The sequence below is a fragment of the Agrobacterium vitis genome, from assembly GCF_013426735.1.
Taxonomy (GTDB): Bacteria; Pseudomonadota; Alphaproteobacteria; order Rhizobiales; family Rhizobiaceae; genus Allorhizobium; species Allorhizobium vitis_D.
In genome coordinates, this window is sequence record NZ_AP023272.1 from 1,593,207 (window position 1) to 1,613,210 (window position 20,004).

The 20,004-nt window shown below is 60.1% G+C and carries 19 protein-coding genes; 5 read left to right on the forward strand and 14 right to left on the reverse strand.

Annotated elements, in window-relative coordinates; genetic code table 11:
- Nucleotides 1–99: 99 nt before the first annotated feature.
- The 6 genes from leuA to H1Y61_RS07240 form a co-directional block, all read right to left on the reverse strand.
- Nucleotides 100–1,806 (reverse strand): 2-isopropylmalate synthase, encoded by a 1,707-nt coding sequence (gene leuA / locus H1Y61_RS07215; RefSeq protein ID WP_180574172.1) that lies wholly within the window; start codon nucleotides 1,804–1,806, stop codon nucleotides 100–102.
- Nucleotides 1,807–2,154: 348 nt separating this feature from the next.
- Nucleotides 2,155–3,339 carry a benzoate/H(+) symporter BenE family transporter gene (locus tag H1Y61_RS07220; RefSeq protein ID WP_180574173.1) on the reverse strand — a complete coding sequence of 395 codons (1,185 nt, stop codon included), beginning with the start codon at nucleotides 3,337–3,339 and terminating at the stop codon, nucleotides 2,155–2,157.
- A gap of 155 nt (nucleotides 3,340–3,494) precedes the next feature.
- Complete coding sequence (locus tag H1Y61_RS07225; protein ID WP_180574174.1) at nucleotides 3,495–3,944, reverse strand: HEPN domain-containing protein; 450 nt, start codon at nucleotides 3,942–3,944, stop codon at nucleotides 3,495–3,497.
- A complete protein-coding gene (locus H1Y61_RS07230) occupies nucleotides 3,934–4,293 on the reverse strand; it encodes a nucleotidyltransferase domain-containing protein (protein WP_180574175.1) in 360 nt (119 codons plus the stop codon). The genes H1Y61_RS07225 and H1Y61_RS07230 overlap by 11 nt, the downstream gene beginning before the upstream one ends.
- 204 nt (nucleotides 4,294–4,497) lie before the next feature.
- The gene (locus tag H1Y61_RS07235; protein WP_015916743.1) at nucleotides 4,498–5,079 is read right to left on the reverse strand and encodes an ATP-dependent Clp protease proteolytic subunit; all 582 of its coding nucleotides are present in this window, start codon (nucleotides 5,077–5,079) and stop codon (nucleotides 4,498–4,500) included.
- Nucleotides 5,080–5,311: 232 nt separating this feature from the next.
- Nucleotides 5,312–6,220 (reverse strand): metallophosphoesterase family protein, encoded by a 909-nt coding sequence (locus H1Y61_RS07240; RefSeq protein ID WP_180574176.1) that lies wholly within the window; start codon nucleotides 6,218–6,220, stop codon nucleotides 5,312–5,314.
- Nucleotides 6,221–6,322: 102 nt separating this feature from the next.
- Between H1Y61_RS07240 and H1Y61_RS07245 the strand changes: the two genes are divergently transcribed.
- A complete protein-coding gene (locus H1Y61_RS07245) occupies nucleotides 6,323–6,763 on the forward strand; it encodes an NUDIX domain-containing protein (RefSeq protein ID WP_235680853.1) in 441 nt (146 codons plus the stop codon).
- Here H1Y61_RS07245 and H1Y61_RS07250 read toward each other — a convergent pair.
- Nucleotides 6,745–7,713 (reverse strand): glutathione S-transferase family protein, encoded by a 969-nt coding sequence (locus H1Y61_RS07250; RefSeq protein WP_180574178.1) that lies wholly within the window; start codon nucleotides 7,711–7,713, stop codon nucleotides 6,745–6,747. The two genes, H1Y61_RS07245 and H1Y61_RS07250, sit on opposite strands and share 19 nt — an antisense overlap.
- Before the next feature lie 304 nt (nucleotides 7,714–8,017).
- Here H1Y61_RS07250 and H1Y61_RS07255 point away from each other — a divergent pair, with 304 nt between their 5' ends.
- Nucleotides 8,018–8,590: a GNAT family N-acetyltransferase gene (locus tag H1Y61_RS07255; protein ID WP_180574179.1), complete on the forward strand. Its 573-nt coding sequence runs from the start codon at nucleotides 8,018–8,020 to the stop codon at nucleotides 8,588–8,590.
- A 25-nt stretch (nucleotides 8,591–8,615) separates the two neighbouring features.
- Here H1Y61_RS07255 and H1Y61_RS07260 read toward each other — a convergent pair whose 3' ends face one another.
- Genes H1Y61_RS07260 through H1Y61_RS07290 form a run of 7 tightly spaced genes read right to left on the reverse strand, consistent with a single transcriptional unit; the run spans nucleotide 8,616 to nucleotide 17,266 of the window.
- On the reverse strand, nucleotides 8,616–9,065 hold the full coding sequence (locus H1Y61_RS07260) for a hypothetical protein (protein ID WP_180574180.1): 450 nt from the start codon (nucleotides 9,063–9,065) through the stop codon (nucleotides 8,616–8,618).
- A complete protein-coding gene (locus H1Y61_RS07265) occupies nucleotides 9,062–9,913 on the reverse strand; it encodes an MBL fold metallo-hydrolase (protein ID WP_180574181.1) in 852 nt (283 codons plus the stop codon). Before H1Y61_RS07265 ends, H1Y61_RS07260 begins: the two co-directional genes overlap by 4 nt.
- A gap of 40 nt (nucleotides 9,914–9,953) precedes the next feature.
- Nucleotides 9,954–10,373: a GNAT family N-acetyltransferase gene (locus H1Y61_RS07270; protein WP_180574438.1), complete on the reverse strand. Its 420-nt coding sequence runs from the start codon at nucleotides 10,371–10,373 to the stop codon at nucleotides 9,954–9,956.
- The gene (locus H1Y61_RS07275) at nucleotides 10,373–12,442 is read right to left on the reverse strand and encodes a hypothetical protein (protein WP_180574182.1); all 2,070 of its coding nucleotides are present in this window, start codon (nucleotides 12,440–12,442) and stop codon (nucleotides 10,373–10,375) included. The genes H1Y61_RS07270 and H1Y61_RS07275 overlap by 1 nt, the downstream gene beginning before the upstream one ends.
- A gap of 1 nt (nucleotide 12,443) precedes the next feature.
- On the reverse strand, nucleotides 12,444–15,275 hold the full coding sequence (locus H1Y61_RS07280; protein WP_180574183.1) for a DUF4159 domain-containing protein: 2,832 nt from the start codon (nucleotides 15,273–15,275) through the stop codon (nucleotides 12,444–12,446).
- Nucleotides 15,275–16,237 carry a DUF58 domain-containing protein gene (locus tag H1Y61_RS07285; RefSeq protein WP_235680854.1) on the reverse strand — a complete coding sequence of 321 codons (963 nt, stop codon included), beginning with the start codon at nucleotides 16,235–16,237 and terminating at the stop codon, nucleotides 15,275–15,277. The genes H1Y61_RS07280 and H1Y61_RS07285 overlap by 1 nt, the downstream gene beginning before the upstream one ends.
- Nucleotides 16,238–16,252: 15 nt before the next feature.
- On the reverse strand, nucleotides 16,253–17,266 hold the full coding sequence (locus tag H1Y61_RS07290; protein WP_180574184.1) for an AAA family ATPase: 1,014 nt from the start codon (nucleotides 17,264–17,266) through the stop codon (nucleotides 16,253–16,255).
- A 200-nt stretch (nucleotides 17,267–17,466) separates the two neighbouring features.
- On the opposite strand from H1Y61_RS07290, the gene H1Y61_RS07295 reads away from it, so the two are divergent.
- Genes H1Y61_RS07295 through H1Y61_RS07305 form a run of 3 tightly spaced genes read left to right on the forward strand, consistent with a single transcriptional unit; the run spans nucleotide 17,467 to nucleotide 20,002 of the window.
- The gene (locus H1Y61_RS07295) at nucleotides 17,467–18,090 is read left to right on the forward strand and encodes a DUF1285 domain-containing protein (protein ID WP_180574185.1); all 624 of its coding nucleotides are present in this window, start codon (nucleotides 17,467–17,469) and stop codon (nucleotides 18,088–18,090) included.
- Nucleotides 18,087–18,743, forward strand: a complete 657-nt coding sequence (locus H1Y61_RS07300; protein WP_180574186.1) for a CoA pyrophosphatase — start codon at nucleotides 18,087–18,089, stop codon at nucleotides 18,741–18,743. The genes H1Y61_RS07295 and H1Y61_RS07300 overlap by 4 nt, the downstream gene beginning before the upstream one ends.
- Entirely contained in the window at nucleotides 18,740–20,002 is a 1,263-nt protein-coding gene (locus H1Y61_RS07305; RefSeq protein WP_180574187.1) for a CCA tRNA nucleotidyltransferase, read from the forward strand. Before H1Y61_RS07300 ends, H1Y61_RS07305 begins: the two co-directional genes overlap by 4 nt.
- Nucleotides 20,003–20,004: the final 2 nt, after the last annotated feature.

Here is a 20,004-nt window from a genome sequence, read left to right on the forward strand (position 1 = left end):
TTGCCGCATCGAAGTCAACAGGATTGCCGACATGCAAATCCACCCGCAAGAGTTTTGCGGGTGGCTTTGGTTCTTTCGGGTTGCTGTGAAGCCGTCCCCTTACTTCGCCCTTGCGTCCAGCACCCGGTTGGCGGCCGAGACGATGGCTTCCAGCGAGGCGGTGACGATGTTCTGGTTGATACCGGCACCGAACAGCCGCCCGCCGGGATGGTCCATTTCCACATAGGCGATGGCCGCAGCGTTGGAGCCGTGTTGCAGGGAGTGCTCGGAATAATCGCGCACCGAAATCTCTATGCCCAGATAGGTGGAGAGCGCGTTGACGAAACCGTCGATCGGGCCATTGCCCTTGCCCTCGATGCGCTTGACCTCGCCGCCATCGGTGATTTCGGCAGCGACAATCCGCACGCCCTTGGTGGCCGTGTCGGGATAGGTGTGGTGATCGACGAATTTCAGCCGGGCGGCGGGCTGGTCGATATAGCGGCTGATAAAGCTGTCATAGATCCGCTTGGAGGGCAGTTCCACGCCTTCTTCATCGGTAATGCGCTGGATTTCCTCGCGGAATTCGACTTGCAGGTTGCGCGGCAGGTTGATGCCGTAATCCTGTTGCAGGATATAGGCGATGCCGCCCTTGCCCGATTGGGAATTGATGCGGATGATTGCCTCATAGGAGCGGCCGACATCCTGCGGATCGATGGGCAGATAGGGGACTTCCCAGACTGGGGAATTGGCCTTTTTTACCGCCTTCATGCCCTTGTTGATCGCATCCTGGTGTGAGCCGGAAAAGGCGGTATAGACCAGTTCGCCAACATAGGGATGGCGTTCCGGAATGGTCATTTCATTGGCATATTCATAGACATCCTTGATGCGCTCGATCTGCGAGCAGTCCAGCTCGGGATCGATGCCCTGGGTGTACATGTTCAGCGCCAGCGTCACCACATCGACATTGCCGGTGCGCTCGCCATTGCCAAACAGCGTGCCTTCCACCCGGTCGGCACCTGCCATCAGCGCCAGTTCGGTGGCGGCGATGCCGGTGCCGCGGTCGTTGTGCGGATGCAGCGAGATGATGACGTTTTCGCGGTTGTCGATATTGCGGCACATCCACTCGATCTGGTCGGCATAGATGTTCGGCGTAGCCATTTCCACCGTCGAGGGCAGGTTGAGGATCAGTTTGTTGTCAGCGGTCGGCTTGATTTCGGCAATCACAGCGTTGCAGATCTCCAGCGCCACCTCCAGTTCGGTGCCGGTAAAGCTTTCCGGCGAATATTCAAACCGGTAGCCGCCACCGGCCTTGGTGGCCATGTCGATGATCATTTTCGCCGCATCGACGGCGATCTGCTTGATGCCAGGTACGTCCTTGGCAAACACCACGCGGCGCTGCAATTCCGAGGTTGAATTGTAGAAATGGATGATCGGCTTATGCGCGCCTTCCAGGGCCTCGAAGGTGCGGCTGATCAGTTCCGGGCGGCATTGCACCAGCACTTGCAGGGAGACGTCATCGGGCACATTGCCTTGCTCGACGCACCAGCGGGCAAAGTCGAAATCGGTCTGTGAGGCCGAGGGGAAGCCGATCTCGATTTCCTTGAAGCCCATTTCCAGCAGCAACTGGAACATCCGGGCCTTACGGTCGTGGCCCATCGGATTGACCAGCGACTGGTTGCCGTCGCGCAGATCGACCGAACACCAGATCGGCGCTTGGGTGATGGTTTTGCCCGGCCAGGTGCGGTCGGAAATGTCGATCTGCGGATAGGCCTGGTATTTCTTTGCCGCGTCGGGCATGCCCTTTTTGATGGAATTGGTCTTCAACATGTTCGCTCTCTTCTCATCCCGAATATGCCCGGCTTATAGCGGTTCGAGTGCCGCATGCGAATGACAAATCCGGCCCCTTCAGGGGTCAATAGTCAAAATTGTGGAGTGGTGAGGAGCAATCGCCTGCGACGGCTAACCCGGCCGCCGGGCGCTCCTCAATGGACCCGGCAACCGCGGATAAGGTCGAGAAGAAGAAGCGAGGATAGGGCGCGCAAAGCTGCGGCGCGGCTAAAATTGCCTCGCTGTGCAGTCTTCGTCATGGAATGGCCCGATGTCTTCATGCTTCAATCTATAATCAGCGGTTTCCGGGCTGGCAAGGGCAATTTTCATCAAGGCTGCGGATCACGGTCAGCGCCGTAGCCGGACGGCGAGCCGCGTCAACCCCAGCATGGCCAGGCCGCCGATCAATCCCCAGAAGGCGGCGGAAATGCCGAGAAGCGAGATACCCGACGCGGTGACCAGGAAGGTGACGGCGGCGGCCTCGCGGGTCGTGGGTTCCCGGAAAGCCGAAACGATCGACCCGGAAAAGGCACCGATCAGCGCAAGACCCGCGACCGATTCGATCAGGATTGCGGGTGCCAGCCCGACGAAGGAGGTGACGACGCCGGCCAAAAGGCCGAGGACCAGATAGCCCACGCTGCCGATCATCGCCGCCCAGTAGCGCCGCTGCGGATCGGCATGGGCATCATGGCCCGCCGCCATGGCGGCTGTGACAGCGGCGAGATTGATGGCATGGGCACCGAAGGGCGCGGCAAGGGCGGTGAACAGGCCGGTAATGGTGAAAAGCGGACCCGGTTTCGGGTGGTAATCATGCACTTTCAGCACGGCGATGCCTGGAATGTTCTGTGAAGCCATGGTGACGATAAACAGGGGCAATGCGATGGAAACCATCGACGCGAATGTGAACGTCGGCATCACGAATGCCACCGGCGGCACCAAGGACGCACCCAATGCCGAGAATGCACCGTCGGGTAGGGGAACGGCGAACACCAGGACCAGAACGAAGGCAGCAAGAGCGGCGGGAACGGCAAAGAGCCTGTTGATGGTGCCGACAATCGCCCAGGCGAGCAGGATTGGCAGGCCGAGCAGCGGGCTTTCTTCGATAGCTTTGAACGGGGCAAAGCAAAGGCCGACGATCACCCCTGATAGCATGGCATTGGCAAGCGGGGCGGGAATGGCGCCAATGGCCCGGCCAAGCGGCTTGAATAGCCCGGCAATGACGATCAGCGCGGCGCACACCAGAAACGCCCCGACTGCTGCTGAAAAACCGCCTTGCGGCACACCCGCTGTGACCAGCAGGGCGGCACCGGGCGTAGACCATGCAATGGAAATCGGCATCCGCGTCTTGAGACAGACGATAAGGCCGCAAATCCCCATGGAGACCGACAGCGCCATCAGGCCGGAGGCCGCCTGCAGATCGCTGGCCCCAACCCCTTTCAGCCCTTGCAGGATAACAGCAAAGGAACTGGCAAAGCCGACGAAGGCAACCAGCAGCCCCATGAACAGGCTTTGCGGAGAAAATTGTTTCAGCATGCGGATGGTCCCGGCACCAGTATCGATCTGGCTGGAACATCAGGTTTTGATGAAACACGCAAGGCTGAGAAGAGGCAAATGGGTACATTTGCTATGGCGTCGTGGGCTCTATCAAGCGAATTATGCAGTAAATATATAGAGTGTTACAGCAAGCCTCAAAGCCGGGGAGCAGCAGAGGATGTCGCAGGTATTCGATCTGAAGCAGTCAGGCTGACGCCAAAATGTGCTGCGGCGTCGTCCAGTATGTTTGAAAGCGCCTGGATTGCGGCGTCCAGCTCATCTTTCTCGGCTTTAGCAGGAAGACGTCCTGCATCCTTGGGATAACGGTACGTCGTGGCGTAAATGCTCAAAAACGTTAAAGGTGAAAATCTGTCCTTGAAGCTGTTTGCTGATGGCAGCATGTCTTGCAACACATCAAGCCGATGTGAATCTTTTCGCTCTGCCTTGATACCTTCGCATGTGAGTAGGGCTAAAAGTATTTTTTCGGCAGCTTGCTGGGCATGATAGGCATCGTTTCTATTTTCCTTAGCGGCAAGCAATCGTGCCGCTTCGAGGTCTTCATGCGCCAATCGCAGAGTATTCGCGATATGAAGCTCAATCGACATTGAGAACTATACCGTCATGGACCATATGACTGACTGCCGAGTTTGCAACGCCAAGATCCGCCCTGAAGTCAGATAGACGAGTGCAGGACACATCGGCATAGACACCTGAACCTTGCTGTAGACGCCACCCGAACATGGGCGAAAATACACATTCAGGTGTCTCGTCTGGAACAATAACCTTCAGGTCCCAATCACTTTGAGCGTTGGCTTCTCCCCGAGCCCGGCTGCCGTAGAGAATGACATTGATCGGATTATACGCAGCTTTGATACGAGCGAGCAGCGTTGCAAGTTCCGGAAACATCCCCGGATAGGCGATACGTCCACCGAAACTCTCTACGACAATGCTCATTGGCACTCCATGTGATTGCACCTCAATATAGCCTGTCCGGTGACTATTTTCTATAGGCCGGTGCGCTCGAAGTGTTTTCCATGTCCTGCGAAAATCGCTGTACTTCGTGTCGGTTGAAAACGATTGCATTCTGGTTTGCATTTGCGGAAATATAAAAACCCGCCGGATCACTCCGGCGGGTGGTGCCTCTTCAATGTTGTAAAATCAGATTTCCGACTGGCTTTCGACGATCTTTGAAACCAGACCATAGGTCTTGGCTTCTTCAGCCGACAGCCAATAGTCGCGGTCGATGTCCTTGGCGATCTTTTCTTCTGTCTGGCCGGTGGCCTTGGAGAAGATCTTGATCAGGCGCTGGTTCATCTTGATGATTTCGCGGGCCTGGATTTCGATATCCGAGGCCATGCCGCGTGTGCCGCCCGAGGGTTGGTGCAGCAGGAAGCGGGTATTGGGCAGGCAAAGGCGCTGCTCCTTCGGCACCGAAACATAGATCAGCGCGCCAGCGGAGGCGACCCAGCCGGTGCCGATGATCCAGACCTTCGGCTTGATGAACTTGATCATGTCATGGATCGAATCGCCGGATTCGACATGACCGCCTGGAGAATTGACGTAGACGCGAATGTCGTCGTCGCTGGCGGCAGCCAGAGCCACCAGCTGTGTGCAGACCTTCTGCGCCAGTTCCTGGGTGATCCCGCCATAGATGAAGATCGATCGCGACTTGAAAAGATTCGCTTCCGTTTCCTTGCCGAGCGGCAGTTCCTTGCTCTTGTCGTCGTCTTCTTCGTTCATTCGGCAATTCCTCATTTGCGTTTTGCTCACCCGAACCGACCGCGTCCTGAGCCATCGTAATGACCGATAGGCTGCGGACGGGACGCTTACCACTTCCTATGCAAATAGTGCTTATCAAGGCTTAAAACAATGCCGGAAAAAGGCAAGCGTGGACGCGGTGAACAGGAAGTTGATCCTGTATATCGATTTTTCAGCGCCGCGGTTCGGCGATGGGATTGCTGATATCGGCGTTTCAGCCCGACAATCTCTGGTTATGGGTTAGGGATACCTCGCTGGTATCACCCGTCAGCGCATAGCGTTCCCAGTCCAGCACCCACGCCCCTGATGCGCCGGAAATCGAAAACAGATTATAGGCAGCCTGTGGCTTTTTGCTGCCCGGCCCCTGGCTGGCCGAGGCAATGCCCACCACCGGCACGCGGCCATGGCGATTGTGCAGCCAGTTCAACGTATTGAGATGGGTATGGCCATGAAGCACCAGTTCGGCCCCGCCCAGCGAGATCGCTGCGGCAAAGCGGCGGATGCCGATCATCCGCTTGTGCTGCGAGGCGGCACCGCGAACAGGGGGATGGTGGATCAGCACCACCCGGAACAGGCCTTCTTCGCCAGCTTGGCGCAGCAATTGGGCAGTTTCACGGGCCTGGCGCGAGCTGAAGTAGCCGCTGGCGGAAAAGGGCGGGGTGGCGATGGAGGTGGAACAACCGATCAGCCCGACCGGTCCCCGGCGGCGAAAGGTCGGCCAGAGCTTGAAATCCTTGCGCCAGATGTCCGGGTCCGTGTCGCCGCGCACATAGTCATACCAGGCATGCATTGCCTTTTCGTGGGCGCCGGGCACATAGGCATCGTGATTGCCCGGCACGACCGATGTGGTGGCCGGTGGGCCGACCGTGCGCAGCCACTCGGCGGCCTTGTTGATTTCCAGCCCGGATGCCAGATTGACGAGATCGCCGGTCACGGTCAGATGGTCGGGCGCTTTGGCGTGAATATCGTTAACCAACGCCTCCAGCGTGCCGGAGACCATATGTTTCGCCCGGTTGCGGTGCCAGTTGACATAGCCTGTGATGCGCTTTGATGCCAATTCTCGAAAGGTGAGATGCGGCATAGGTCCCAGATGGATATCGGATATATGGGCGAGTTTGAACATGAACCTTATCTATACTTTCCGGGCCGCGGGGCAAGCGCGATGACACTGTATCCATCAGGGTCTCAACCGGATGACAGCCGGTTGAGTTCCGTGAAAAAATTTATGGTGCGGCTGTTACACGTTTATTTCGCCATCACACGCGGTATGACGCTTGGGGTGCGGGCCGCCTGTTTTGATGATCAGGGCCGGATTTTTCTGGTGCGGCACACCTATCTCCCCGGCTGGTACATGCCCGGCGGCGGGGTGGAGCGCGGCGAAACGGCGAACCAAGCGCTGGAAAAGGAATTGCGCGAAGAGGGTAATCTGGTGATGACCGCGTCGCCCGTTCTGTTGCAATCCTACCTGAACCGCACCGCCAGCCGCCGCGATCATGTGTTGTTTTACCGCACCCTCGTGCGCCAGACCGCGCCGCGCCTGCCGGACCGGGAAATTGCCGAATCGGGCTTTTTTCCCCTCGATGCGCTCCCGGAGGGAATCACCCCTGCCACCCGCCGCCGCCTGGCGGAGCTTGTCACGGATGGGCCTTACGCCGATTTCTGGTGAAGAAAGGGAAGGTCCGGGCCAACCGGTATGATTCCCGTCGGGTTAATGGTCTTGTGGCTGCCGTAGTAATGGCCCTTGATATGGTCGATATTGACGGTCTCAGCCACGCCCGGCCATTGGTAAAGCGCCGACAGATACGTCGAGAGCGCCGGATAATCGGCAATGCGGCGGATGTTGCATTTGAAATGGCCGACATAGACCGCATCGAACCGCACCAGCGTGGTGAAAAGCCGCCAGTCCGCCTCGGTCAGCGCATCGCCGATCAGGAACTGGCTGGAGGAAAGTCTTTCCTCGAGCATATCCAGCGTTTCAAACAGCGGGGCGATTGCTTCTTCGTAAGCCTCTTGCGTGGTGGCGAAACCCGCCTTGTAGACGCCGTTATTGACGGTGTCGTAGATGCGGTCGTTTAGCGTATCGATCTCGCCCCGCAGCGGCTCGGGATAGAAGTCCTTGCTATCGCCTGTGAGCGCATTGAAGGCGGAGTTGAACATCCGGATGATGTCGGCGGACTCGTTGGAGACCACCGTATTCAAATGCTTATCCCAAAGGACAGGCACCGTGACCCGGCCGCTATACTGGGGATCGGCCTTGCGATAGACCTGCCAGAGATAATCCGCACCGAACAGATGATCGCCGGTGGCCGCGCTGTCCTGCTGAAATGTCCAGCCGTTTTCCAGCATCAGCGGATGGACGACGGACACCGAGATTAACGCTTCGAGCTTTTTCAATTGGCGGAAAATCAGCGTGCGATGCGCCCAGGGGCAGGCCAGCGACACATAGAGATGGTAGCGCCCGGCTTCAGCCTTGAAACCGCCATCGCCGCTTGGCCCCCGCGCGCCATCAGCGGTCAACCAGTTGCGAAACCGGCTGGCCGAGCGCTGGAAATGCCCTTTGGTGGCTTTCGTATCGTACCAGGTGTCGCTCCAGACGCCATCAACCAGCATGCCCATCGGCTCTTCCTTCCATCGCTGTTTCGAATTTCCGTTATTCTTATATGCGATGCTGGCGAGGAATTGCGATGATTTGGCTGATGAACAGTGTGTTTTGGGATAAAGCATCGGACCGAACGGTGGAAGCCGTTTTTCTACACGATGCTATAGACGGTCGGAAAATTTGTTGTTATGCAAATTGCCATCGAAATTGGACAGTGATCCCATGACCTTCTGCCGGAACCTGCGACGACGCTGATGCTCTCGACCATCCCTGTGATGGTGTGAACACTCCTGCGCAATTCGCTATACGGTTCCGGTCTTCATGCAAAAGCACGATCTCGTCTACCTCACCGAGGATGCGTCTCACGACGCCATTATCGAACTCATCAACGCGGAAGCTTTCGGCCCTGGCCGGTTCACACGAGCCGCTGCCCGTATCCGGGAGCAGGGTCCGCATGATCGCACGCTGTCCTTCGTCTGCGCCGATCAGGGCGAAACCATTGCCTCTGTTCGCATGACCCCGGTGCTGGCCGGAACAGTCAAAGGCCATATGCTCGGCCCGCTTGCCGTGCGCCCCTCCCATAAATGCCTGGGCATTGGCCGGGAACTGGTGCGCATTGCCATTGAAGCCGCTCGGCGGAACGGCTCCGAAGCCGTGATCCTGATCGGTGATCCGCCCTATTACATGCCGCTCGGCTTTGAAAAAATCGCCTATAATGCACTCGCATTCCCGGGTCCGGTCGATCCCGGTCGGGTGCTGGTCGTGCCGCTGGCTGAGGATGTGCATGCCCGGCTAAAGGGCGTGATTGGCTGGCGAAAGGATGAGGCCGAGAGCACCGACGTCGCGGCCGATGACGCGGATTACGAACCGGTGCTGTTGGTCGCTAACGGTTGAAGTAGCTCAGTCTCTGTTGCCAAGCTTAGCGGATAAGATCTGCTGGATTTGGTGCGAAAGGAATGTCGGCCGGGCCGATATGCTGGAACGAGTCCTTCAGTTTTTTCAACACGGCTTCATCGGCTGTGGTGATTTCATAATAGCTGCTGTCTATGGCGCGGATCGTCAGCCAGTTATCATGGGTTGAGTTTAGAAAATACCCGCTGAACTCTCCCCAGATGACCTGTGTCGTTTGTTTGGCAAGGGCTAGCAGCTCCTGGCCTGTAATCACTGCGTCCCGGTTTGCTAGCAGTTCCAGTTTTTCGCCGCCGTTCCCGGTGGCGTCAAACCACTCAAGCTCAGGCAAACCGGATTTGACTGTTGAAACCCGCCAGACTGCTTGCAGCGATCGAGGTGCCAGAAGACGCAGAAGATCGCGCAGATCAAAGGCCAGCACGCCATTCTTCATCACGTCATGGATTCTGATGGTTTTCACGGCATCTCGTCTTTCTTCTGTAGGGTTTCAAACCGATAGGCGGCACCTTCTTTCGTGATGGAACCGACACCCGGAAAGGGCAGGTGCGCGGCGGCAATCAGATAGCCATCGCTTGCGGCCTGTTCGAAAACCTGCGCGCGCGCCTTGGCGGCACTCGGCTGATCATAATCGAAATCGATGGTGATAGAGGGATCGCGGAACTGCACGTTTTCGCCATGGACGATATCGCCGACAAAGACGATTGCGGCACCCTCGCTTTCAAACCAGATCGCCAGATGGCCGGGCGTATGACCGGCACGCAATGTGGCGCTGAAACCGGGGAGGATCGGCCCGTTGTCGTCAAAAATCGTCAGCCGTCCCTCGGCCTCATACGGGTCGAGGCAAAGATGCGCCCGGCCGATCTGGCCCTTGACCCGCTCCGTCACATCAGGCGCATCGGCAGCACCCGGCGATAGCCAGAAACCCGCTTCAGTGCGGCCGGCGTGGACCATGGCGTTGGGGAAAATCGGCGCTCCATCGCGTACCAATCCGCCCGTGTGGTCGGCGTGGATATGGGTGAGAATGATGTCATCGACATCGGCGGGGCTGAGGCCGAGTGCGTTCAGCCCGGCGGAAAGCTTGCCGTGATCCGGCCCGAAGAGCTGGCCGGAGCCAGTGTCGATCAGCACAGTCCGTTCAGGGGTTTTGATGAGGAAGCAGTTGACGGACAGCGAGGTCGCGGCATCTGCAAACCCCTCCGCGACAGGCGCACCATTGCGGCGATAGAGCTTGCCGACATCTGCGGTCAGAATGCCATCCTGAAGGGCGAAGATCTGCGCCGCTCCAAGTGTGAAGTGATAGGGGGACATGGGGAGTTCCTTGGACGGGGGGACAAGCGAATATCGAGGCTTACAGCTGTTTTCTCATCCAGGTGACGCTGTAACCATCGGTAAACTCATCAAGACCGCCGACAATTGAATAACCGTGTTTCTGATAGGTGCGGCGGGCAACGGGATTGATCGTATCGAGATAAACGGCCTTGCAACCGCGCTTGCGGGCTTCCTCTTCGGCGGCGGCGAGAAGTTTTCCGGCAATCCCTTGGCCGCGCCGGTGCTCTGGCACGAAAAGCATGGCGATAAACAACCATTTTCGCCCGGTTTGCCCGACAATGCCACCTTCAACCGCCCCATTTTGATCGTGAAGCGGGATGAAAAGTTTCCGAAGGTTGGCAAGACCGCCGAGCATCTCATCGTGATACTCGGTTAATGCGCGATCTATAGCTTTCTCGTCTTCTTGAGAAATCTCATCGAAAATTTGAAACTCGTCCATCACCGTCCCTCGCGCCACCACATCGCCGAAACCGCAAACAGCAGCAGGGCCAATCCACCAAAACCGGCAAACAACGGCAGGGTGTCCACGCCTTTCAGCAGGGTTTCGCTGGTCATGCGGATGGCCATGCGTTCGCCATCGCTGCTGCGGACCGGGCCGCTGACGGGCAGGATGTCGGGAACCGTGACGCCGCTGGCCCCGTTGTCCAGCCGCCGGATCAGGCCGTGGGTGGTGTCCGACACTGGCTTCATGATGTCAGGGGTGGAGATCATCGCCTTGAATTCCGGCGCATCGACAGCGCCGATATGGACGAGAGTGGAAAATTCGCCATTGGCGATGGTGAACAGGCCGGTTTCCGCCATCCGTTGTTCCGCCGTGAAGCGGCCCGGTTCGGTCTGGGTCAGGGTCACATCCTGCATCTTGCCCGAGGGGCTGGTGATGGTGGCGGGGCCGGGGTCATTGCCGATGGTCTGGCGGATAATGGTCAGCATCCGGCCACTGGCCCGCGCCGTCAGCGCTTCTTCCTCCAGTTCCGGTTCCTTCATCAGCCAATGGGCGATGCGGCGGTAAAGCGCCACATGCGGGCCGCCACCTTCAAAGCCGCGTGCCCAGAGCCAGCCCTGGTCGGACAACAGCATGGCGACGCGGCCTTGGCCGGCGCGGTTCAGCACCAGCAACGGCTTGTCATTGGCGGTCATGACCGTTTCACCCTGCGGCGGATCGACTTCGACGCTGCGGAACCAGCGGCCCCAATGCGGTGGCTCGGATGTGGCGCCATCGAGATCGCGGGTCACGGGGTGTTTCTTGCCAATCTCCGACAGGCGCGGATAAAACCCGCCCTCCTGCATATTGCCTGTGGGCGCTGCTGGCAAAACCGATGCCAGCGGGGTCATAGCGATCGAATCCTGACCGGCATGTTCGGGGCCAGCCGCAATCAGCAGTGCGCCGCCCTTGCGGACATATTCGGCGATGTAATCATAGTAGAGGATCGGCAGCACGCCGCGATGCTGGTAGCGGTCGAAGATGATCAGGTCGAAATCACTGATTTTTTCGACAAATAGCTCGCGGGTTGGAAACGCGATCAGCGACAACTCGTTTATCGGCGTGCCATCCTGCTTTTCCGGTGGCCGCAGGATGGTGAAATGCACCAGATCCACTGAGGCATCGGATTTCAGCAGGTTGCGCCAGGCGCGCTCGCCAGCATGCGGTTCACCTGACACCAGCAGCACCCGCAGGTTCTGGCGGATGCCGTCGATCAGATGCACGGTCTTATTGTTGGTTTCCGTCACTTCGCCGGGCAGGCCGGAGACGGAAAATTCCAGCACATTGCTACCGGCGCGCGGCACGGCAAAGGAATAGGGCGTTTCCGCACCGGGGACGGCGGTAAACGAACCGCCATCCTGGCCATTGATCCGCACGGTCACCGTGGCAGGCTGGCTGCCCTTCACTCCTTCATCGATTACCCGAAGCGACATGTCCTGGTTCTGGCCGACAATGCCAAAACGGGGCGCGCGCACCACTTCGATGCGCCGGTCGAATTCATTGGCCTTGCCGGTCAACAGCGTGTGGACCGGTGCATCCATGCCGAGCGTTTTCAGGTTGGACGGCACATCATGCACCTGACCATCGGTGATGAATATCGCAGCACCAACCCGGGCTGGCGGCACGTCGGATATCGCCGAAGACAGCGCTTCGAACAGCCGGGTCGATGGCGTGTCGGCGTTTTCCGGCGTCGAGGCTTCGACAATGCGCGGCTCGATGTCGGGGAAGCGGGCCAGCTTGTCCTTGACGCCTTGCAGGGCCTGATCGGTCATCGCCTTGCGGCTGGCGATATCGGTCTGGCTCTGGCTGCGGTCAACGATCACAGGCACCACGGTCGAGAGCTTGTCGCGGTTCTCAGACAGAAGCTGCGGATTGGCGAGGGCGGCGATCAAGGCGGCAAAGGCGACCAGCCGGATCGTTGCGCCGCGTATGCCACGGCGAAAGCCGATGGCTGCGACGGCCAGCGCCAGCAAGGCCAGCGCGGCCAGCGCCCAGAGAGGCAGGAAGGGGGAGAAGGATAGGCTCATCTTATTGACCCAGCCTTTCCAGCAGGGCCGGAACATGGACCTGATCGGCTTTGTAATTGCCGGTCAGCATATACATCATGATATTGACCCCGACGCGGTAAGAGATTTCCCGCTGATTTTCATCGGGCGGCACGGTCGGCAGCATGGGCACACCATTGGCGTCGATGGCCCAGGCGGAGAGAAAGTCATTGCCGGTGATGATGATCGGCGACACGCCATCACCGCCCGAGGTCAGGCCGTTCTGGCTGGCGCGGGCCTCCTGTCTTGCCTCGACCCACAGCGGGCTGCCCGTATAGCGGCCCGGATAGGTATGCAGCAGATAGAAGGACCGGTTGATCACATGGTCCTTCGGCACCGGTTCCAGCGGCGGAATATCGATATTGGCAAGGATCTGGCGCAGGCGCTCGCCATTGGCGCTGGCCCCGGCGTCTCCTTGCCCACCCATACTGCCCAATTGGTCGCGGGTGTCGAACAGCACCGTGCCGCCAGAGCGCATATAAGCGTCGATCCGGCTGATGGCCTCGGCGCTTGGCATCGGCGCGCTGGCCGAAATCGGCCAGAAGATGATCGGGTAAAGCGATAGCTCGTCCTTGGCAATGTCCAGCCCGACCGGCGCGCCCGGCTCCAGCGTGGTGCGATAGGTGAGAAATTCGGTCAGCCCGCTTAAGCCCCGTTCCGAAATACTATCGACGTCCTGCTCTCCGGTTTTCACATAGGCCAGATGGGTGGTGTCCAGCCGTTGCAGCAACACGTCATCGCCGGGTTTAGCGTCATTGGCAAAGCTGCGGTCGGCAGGCATCAAGGCCAGCGCTGCGACCAGAACCACGAGCGCGCCCGCGCTTTTGGCGATCCGGGCTTTCGGCGTTCTGGCAAAGGCACCGCCCATGGCCAGCACCACCAGACTGTCAATGATGAACAGCGCCAGTGCGATACCCAGCAACGGCGGCTTCAGCGGTGTAGCACTTGCCCCGGCCAGCGGCTCGCGCACCACCGGAACCGTCACGCCATCAAGGTTTAACGGTTTCAACTCGGCGCCTGCTGGCAGAAGGTTGAGGGCAGAAAATCCATCTTCGGAGCCGTAAAGGCCGGGTGGATTGTCAAATGTTGCGGCAGGCGGGCGGTTGGCTCCCAGCTCCAGCGGTTTGGCATTGCTGGCTTCCGCCGTCAGTCCGCCATGCTCGGTCAGCAGACGGTAGGGCGGTAGGCTGGCAGCTGCGGCGGTGGCGTTGGTACCGCTGGCATTGGCGCCGCTGGCATGGGCCAGCTGCACGACCCGGCGCAGCATTTCCACGAAATCGCCCGAAATTGGCAGATTGGACCAGCTGGCCTCGGCGCTGACATGGAACAGCACGATGCGCCCGGCTCCGCTATCACTGGCGGTCACCAGCGGTGTGCCATCGGCAAGGCTTGCCCAGGTGCGGCTGGCGAGATCAGGGGTCGGCTCGGCCAATACCTGCCGCTTGACCAGCACGCCATCGGGTGGGGCTAGCCCGGCAAACGGGCTGGTGGGCGGGAAGGCGGCAAGCGGTTGCGGCTCCGACCAGGAGAGCGCACCGCCCAATTGGCGCTCACCCTGACGCAACGTGACCGGCACCAGCGGATCATCGGCAGGGGCAGCGGCAAGCCTTGGTCCGGCGAACCGGATCAGCGTGCCGCCGCGTTGCAGCCAGCGTTGCAGCTGTTGCTGCACATCCGGCGGCAGGCGGCCGATATCAGCCATGATCAGGGCCGAGGGGTTTTGCTGCAACAATTCGGGAATGGCCCTGGCCAGATCCTTGTCACTGGATTTGATCAGATCGGCATAGGGTTGCAAAGCCCGCTGGATATAATAGAGCGGCGACAGCAGCGGCTGGAATTCGTCATTGGCGTCACCGGCCAGCAGCGCCACCTTGCGGCGGCGAAAGCCGTCATCCAGCAGCTGGACGGCACCGGCGGTGCCATAACCGGCAAGGCTCAACCGGGCAAAATCATTGCGCAACTCAAAAGGTGCGGCAATCTCCGCCGTGGCAACGCTTTGCCCGGCGGCAAAACTGGCGGTGCCTGACGCAATCGGTCGTCCCTGCTGGTCCTGCGCATCGACGATGACCTGCTGGGGATCGGCAGGCGACAGACGGGTGACTTTGGCGACGAGCTGATCGACGCCATTGGTGGCACCGGTCAGGGCGACACTTGCCTTGCCGTCGTCGGTAATCACCCGCAATTCGGCAGGGGCCAGTGCGGAGAATTGGCTGCCGATTTGTTCGCTTTCGCTGGCCGCGACACCGTCGCTCAGGAAGGCCAGCGTGCCGGGCTTGGTCCCTTTCAACGCTGCCGTCAGCGCGGTGAGGGCGCGGTTGCGGTCCGGTGTCAAAGGCCTTGGCCGGGCGGCGCTTAGTTTTTCGCGGGCGGTGGTGGCATTGACGGGGACGGCATCCTGGGTCAGCTCGGCGGTCAGCACCAGGGAAATCGGCAGATTGCTGCTTTCGGCCTCATCGATCAGGCCGTTTGCCGTCTCGACGCGGCGCTCCCAATCTCCAACGCTGGCCCAGCTGTTGTCGATGACCAGAACCAGCGGCCCACCACCGGCAACCGATGTGCCGTGCGGGTTGAGCACCGGTTCAGCCAAGGCCAGAATGACCAGGGTTGCCATCGCCATGCGCAGGAGTGTCAGCCACCAGGGGCTTCGGGCCGGGGTTTCCTCCCGCTTCAGCACGCGGGCCAGAATGCGCAGTGGTGGAAACACTTCCATCTGCGGGCGCGGCGGCGTCAGTTTCAGCAGAAACCAGATCGCTGGCAGCACGACGAGCGCGCCGAGCAGCGCAGGAGTGACAAAAGCAAGCGGAAGGCCACCCATTACGCGCCTCCACGGTGGGAAAGCTGCGGCGCCCCGGAGAGATGCATATGTACCTTGACCAGCGCTTCAGAGGCCAGCCGGTCGGTGAGATGCGCGGTAAAGCTCCAGCCCAGCCGCCGCAATTCCTCGCTCAAGGCTTCACGGCGCAGAAAATAGGCGCGGCGATAGTCTTCCCGGATGTTTTCGGCGCGACCTGATACCAGCTTTTCGCCGGTTTCCGGGTCGGTAAATTCGGTGCGGCCCGCATAGGGAAACAGTTCTTCCGCCGGATCGGCAACCTCGATGACATGACCGCGCAATCCGCGCCGGGCCAGCGGTGCAATGCCCGCCATAATCGCATCGGGATCGTCGAGAAAATCACCGATCAGCACGATATCGCTGGCATTGCGGATCATGGCGGTATCGGGAAAGCCCTGATTCGGCAGGCCACTCGGCTCCGGCGCATGGATCAGCGCTGCCGCCAGCCGCTCAGAAGCGTTGCGGGCGGACATCGGTTCCATGATGCCGGGGCAGCCGATGCGCTCGCCGGAGCGCGCCAGGACTTCGGCCAGCGCCAGCATCAGCACCAGCGCCCGGCTTTCCTTGGAAACACTGCCGAAGCGGGATTTATACATCATCGAGGGCGACAGATCGGCCCAAAGCCAGATCGTGTGGGCCGCTTCCCATTCGCGGTCGCGGATATAGAGATGATCGTCGCGGGCCGAGCGGCGCCAATCGATTCCCGCCAGGCTTTCGCCCTCGGCATAGGGGCGGAACTGCCAGAAATTCTCGCCAATGCCGCGTTTTCTGCGCCCATGCCAGCCGGAAATCACCGTATTGGCGATGCGCTTGGCTTCCACCATGCAATCGGGAATGAGGGCAGCGCGTTGGCGGGCGCGGGCCAGAACATCCCCGGTCGGGGTTTTCTCGACGATCCGTCCGTCAACAGGCCCTCTGATCGCTTCTGGTGCAAATCCTGCCAAAACGCTACCGCTCCCTCACGCTTTGTTGTGCTTGATGAGGCCCGCAATCACATCACGCACCGCCATGCCTTCGGCGCGGGCCGCAAAGGTCAAGGCCATGCGGTGCTGAAGAACCGGTTCGGCCAGCGCATGCACATCATCGATCGATGGGGCAAGACGGCCTTCGTAAAGCGCCCGGGCGCGGGCACAGAGCATCAAGGCCTGTCCAGCGCGCGGACCGGGACCCCAGGCCACATGCTTGTCGGTTTCCGTATGACCTTGGCCGGGCCGGGCGGCGCGCACCAGCGACAGGATGGCATCGACCACGCTATCAGGCACCGGCATCTGGCGGACCAGCTTCTGGATGTCGAGCAGGCGCGGCGCATCCAGCACGGCGCTGGCATGGCTGTCACTGATACCGGTCGTGTCGAGCAGGATCTGCCGTTCCGCCGCCAGATCCGGATAGCCGACATCGACCTGCAACAGGAACCGGTCAAGCTGGGCTTCCGGCAGCGGATAGGTGCCTTCCTGTTCCAGCGGGTTCTGAGTGGCCAGCACATGGAAAGGGGCGGGCAGGTCATAGCGCTGACCGGCAATGGTAATGTGGTATTCCTGCATGGATTGCAGCAGGGCGGATTGGGTGCGCGGGCTGGCCCGGTTGATTTCATCGGCCATCAGCAACTGCGCAAACACCGGCCCCTTGACGAAGCGGAAGGAGCGACGGCCATGCTCGTCCTGATCCATTACCTCGGTGCCGAGAATGTCTGACGGCATCAGGTCGGGGGTGAACTGGATGCGGTTGGCGTCCAGCCCCAGCACGGTGCCGAGCGTCGTCACCAGCTTGGTTTTGGCCAGGCCCGGCAAGCCGACCAGCAGCGCATGGCCGCCGGAGAGAATGGCCAGCAGGGTGTTTTCCACGACCTTTTCCTGGCCGAAAATCACCTTAGAGACCTCGGCCCGCACGCTGGCAATCTCGGCTAGGGCCTGTTCAGCAAGGGCGACGATGGCTTTTTCATCGAGCGCGGTGTCCGTGGTGTTCATCATGCCCATGGCGGTCTCCGTTGGCTCATGTCGTCTTTGGTAGGTAAGGCAGGCCTGTGCCGATTGCCAGAAGAATCGATCAAAACGTGTATCGGCACAGTTTATCTAACTTATTCCCCAGGGTGCGGCTGACAAGCGGGTTTCAAATGACTATCTCGTGTCCCATGTCTCACTTCGATATCTAATAAGGTTAAAACCGGGACGCAAACATGGCAGGCGATGAAAACAAGCAAGCGGACGATGCGGCTGGATTGGCCGCGATGATTGCCCGCGCCGCCGACCAGACAGCAGGGGGCAAGCCCGGCCTGCCGCCGGTCGAGCGCTGGAACCCGGCGTTTTGCGGCGATATCGACATGGAAATCCTGGCCGATGGCACTTGGTTCTATCTCGGCACGCCGATTGGCCGCGCGCCCTTGGTGCGGTTGTTTTCAACCGTGTTGCGCAAGGACGAGGATGGGAAGACCTATCTGGTCACGCCTGTGGAAAAACTGGGAATCAAGGTCGCAGACGCCCATTTCATCGCCGTGGAAATGACGGTTGGCGCAAGCGATGGCGAACCTGTCTTGACCTTTCGCACCAATGTCGGTGATCTCATTGAGGCCGGGCCGGAGCATGTGTTGCGGTTTGTGATCGAAGGGGAGCACCAGCAATTGAAACCCTATCTTGCCGTGCGCGGACGGCTGGAGGCGCTGGTGTCGCGCGCTGTCACCTATGAGTTGATGGCGCTGGGTGAGGTGATCGACATTGACGGACAGGCGATGTTTGCGATCCGCTCCGGTGGCGAAACATTTGCGGTGATGCCGGCGGCGGATCTGGACGGATTGGCATCATGACGGAAACCGACCGCAACGATTTGACGCTGCCAAGCTTCACCGCCGATGAATTTCGCCGCCGGGCGCAGAGCCAAAGCGGTGCGCCGCTGGAAACGGCTTGGCGCGACCATGGCGATCATGTGCTGAATGCCGAGATATTGCTGAAGCTGGAAGGCCTGCGGCTAAAGGATGCCGCTGTGCTGGTGCCTGTCGTGGATGACGGCGATGATGCGCGCATCATCCTGACCCAGCGCACCGCGACGATGCGCAAGCATTCCGGGCAGATCGCCTTTCCCGGCGGCGGTATCGATGCGGAAGATGCAAGCCCGGAAGCGGCAGCGCTACGTGAGGCGGAAGAGGAAATCGGCCTTGATCCGCGCTTTGTTGAGACTGTCGGTCGGTTGCCGCATTATCTCGCCGGTACCGGTTTTCGCATCACGCCGGTGCTGGCGGTGGTGCAGCCGGGCTTTCACCTGACCATCAACCCGGATGAAGTGGCCGATGTGTTCGAAGTGCCGCTATCCTTCCTGATGGACCCCGATAATCACCGCCGCGACAGCAAGGTCTTTAATGGGACGACCAGGCATTTTTATGTGATGCCCTATGGCGAACGCCAGATCTGGGGCATTACCGCAGGCATTCTGCGCACGCTTTATGAAAGGCTTTATGCATGACGACGGTTGCGGATCAGCCCTGGTTTCAGGATGCGGCGCTGGCCAAGGTCTTTGCCCTGTTGAACGCCGAGGGCGGCGAGGTGCGGGTGGTGGGCGGCGCGGTGCGCAATAGCCTGCTGGGTGAACCGGTAGGCGATATCGATCTCGCCACCACGCTTGTTCCCTCCGAAGTGACGGCCCGGGCCGAGGCGACAGGCATCAAGGCGGTGCCAACAGGCATTGAGCATGGCACAGTGACGCTGGTGATCGGCGGCAAGCCGTTTGAAGTGACGACGCTACGGCGTGACGTGGAAACCAATGGCCGCCACGCCGAGGTGGCGTTCGGCACCGATTGGCAGGTGGACGCCGAGCGGCGGGATTTTACCGTCAACGCGCTTTATGCCACGGCGTCTGGCGAGGTCATCGATCCGGTCGGCGGGCTGGCGGATCTAGAAACTGGCACGCTGCGGTTCATTGGCGATGCCCGCCTGCGGATTACCGAGGATTATCTGCGGGTGCTGCGCTTCTTCCGGTTTTTTGCCTGGTATGGACGCGGACGCCCGGATGCCGACGGCCTGCGGGCCTGTGCGGCGGCGCGTGACGAATTGCACCGGCTGTCTGCCGAGCGGGTCTGGTCGGAGACCAAAAAGCTGCTTTCCGCCAAAGACCCGGGCCGGGCACTGCTGTGGATGCGCCAGTCGGGCGTGTTGACGGCGATCCTGCCGGAAACGGAAAAATGGGGGATCGATGCCATTCCGGGCCTGATTGCTGCGGAAACCGCCCTGAACTGGCAGAGGGAGCCGCTGTTGCGACTGGTGGCAATGGTGCCCAATGACCCTGAGCGAATGAAGGGACTGGCCGAGCGGCTGAAACTGTCGCGAGCCGAGGCGGAGTTTTTGCAGCGCTTTGCCACCGCGCCGAAGATCAAGGACGACATGGCTGACCTCGCGCTCGACCGGCTGCTCTATCGGCAAGACAAGCCGGGAATTATCGCGCAATTGAAGCTGTCGCTGGCGGCAGCACGTGCCAAGGCTGAAGGAGATACCGCCAGCATGGCGGCTTCAGCCCGCTGGTTCAGGCTGCTGAAACGGGCGCAGGCATTCGAAAAGCCGGTCTTTCCCATCACCGGCAGTGATGCCATTGCCGCCGGTCTTACGCCCGGACCGGAGATTGGTCGGGTGCTGACGACGCTGGAAGACAGCTGGGTTCAGGCGAATTTCACCTTCAGCCGGGAAAAGCTTCTCTCCCGGCTTAAAGAGGCGGTCACGCCGTCGGATTGATT

Coding starts and splice junctions, on each gene's coding strand:
- H1Y61_RS07240 (WP_180574176.1), bottom strand. CDS start 6,220: ATGTTCAAACTCGCCCATATATCCGATATCCATCTGGGACCTATGCCG.
- H1Y61_RS07265 (WP_180574181.1), bottom strand. CDS start 9,913: ATGTCCCCCTATCACTTCACACTTGGAGCGGCGCAGATCTTCGCCCTT.
- H1Y61_RS07220 (WP_180574173.1), bottom strand. CDS start 3,339: ATGCTGAAACAATTTTCTCCGCAAAGCCTGTTCATGGGGCTGCTGGTT.
- H1Y61_RS07235 (WP_015916743.1), bottom strand. CDS start 5,079: ATGAACGAAGAAGACGACGACAAGAGCAAGGAACTGCCGCTCGGCAAG.
- H1Y61_RS07305 (WP_180574187.1), top strand. CDS start 18,740: ATGACGACGGTTGCGGATCAGCCCTGGTTTCAGGATGCGGCGCTGGCC.
- H1Y61_RS07270 (WP_180574438.1), bottom strand. CDS start 10,373: ATGGACGAGTTTCAAATTTTCGATGAGATTTCTCAAGAAGACGAGAAA.
- H1Y61_RS07295 (WP_180574185.1), top strand. CDS start 17,467: ATGGCAGGCGATGAAAACAAGCAAGCGGACGATGCGGCTGGATTGGCC.
- leuA (WP_180574172.1), bottom strand. CDS start 1,806: ATGTTGAAGACCAATTCCATCAAAAAGGGCATGCCCGACGCGGCAAAG.
- H1Y61_RS07280 (WP_180574183.1), bottom strand. CDS start 15,275: ATGGGTGGCCTTCCGCTTGCTTTTGTCACTCCTGCGCTGCTCGGCGCG.
- H1Y61_RS07230 (WP_180574175.1), bottom strand. CDS start 4,293: ATGAGCATTGTCGTAGAGAGTTTCGGTGGACGTATCGCCTATCCGGGG.
- H1Y61_RS07255 (WP_180574179.1), top strand. CDS start 8,018: ATGCAAAAGCACGATCTCGTCTACCTCACCGAGGATGCGTCTCACGAC.
- H1Y61_RS07290 (WP_180574184.1), bottom strand. CDS start 17,266: ATGGGCATGATGAACACCACGGACACCGCGCTCGATGAAAAAGCCATC.
- H1Y61_RS07245 (WP_235680853.1), top strand. CDS start 6,323: ATGGTGCGGCTGTTACACGTTTATTTCGCCATCACACGCGGTATGACG.
- H1Y61_RS07300 (WP_180574186.1), top strand. CDS start 18,087: ATGACGGAAACCGACCGCAACGATTTGACGCTGCCAAGCTTCACCGCC.
- H1Y61_RS07225 (WP_180574174.1), bottom strand. CDS start 3,944: ATGTCGATTGAGCTTCATATCGCGAATACTCTGCGATTGGCGCATGAA.
- H1Y61_RS07250 (WP_180574178.1), bottom strand. CDS start 7,713: ATGGGCATGCTGGTTGATGGCGTCTGGAGCGACACCTGGTACGATACG.
- H1Y61_RS07275 (WP_180574182.1), bottom strand. CDS start 12,442: ATGAGCCTATCCTTCTCCCCCTTCCTGCCTCTCTGGGCGCTGGCCGCG.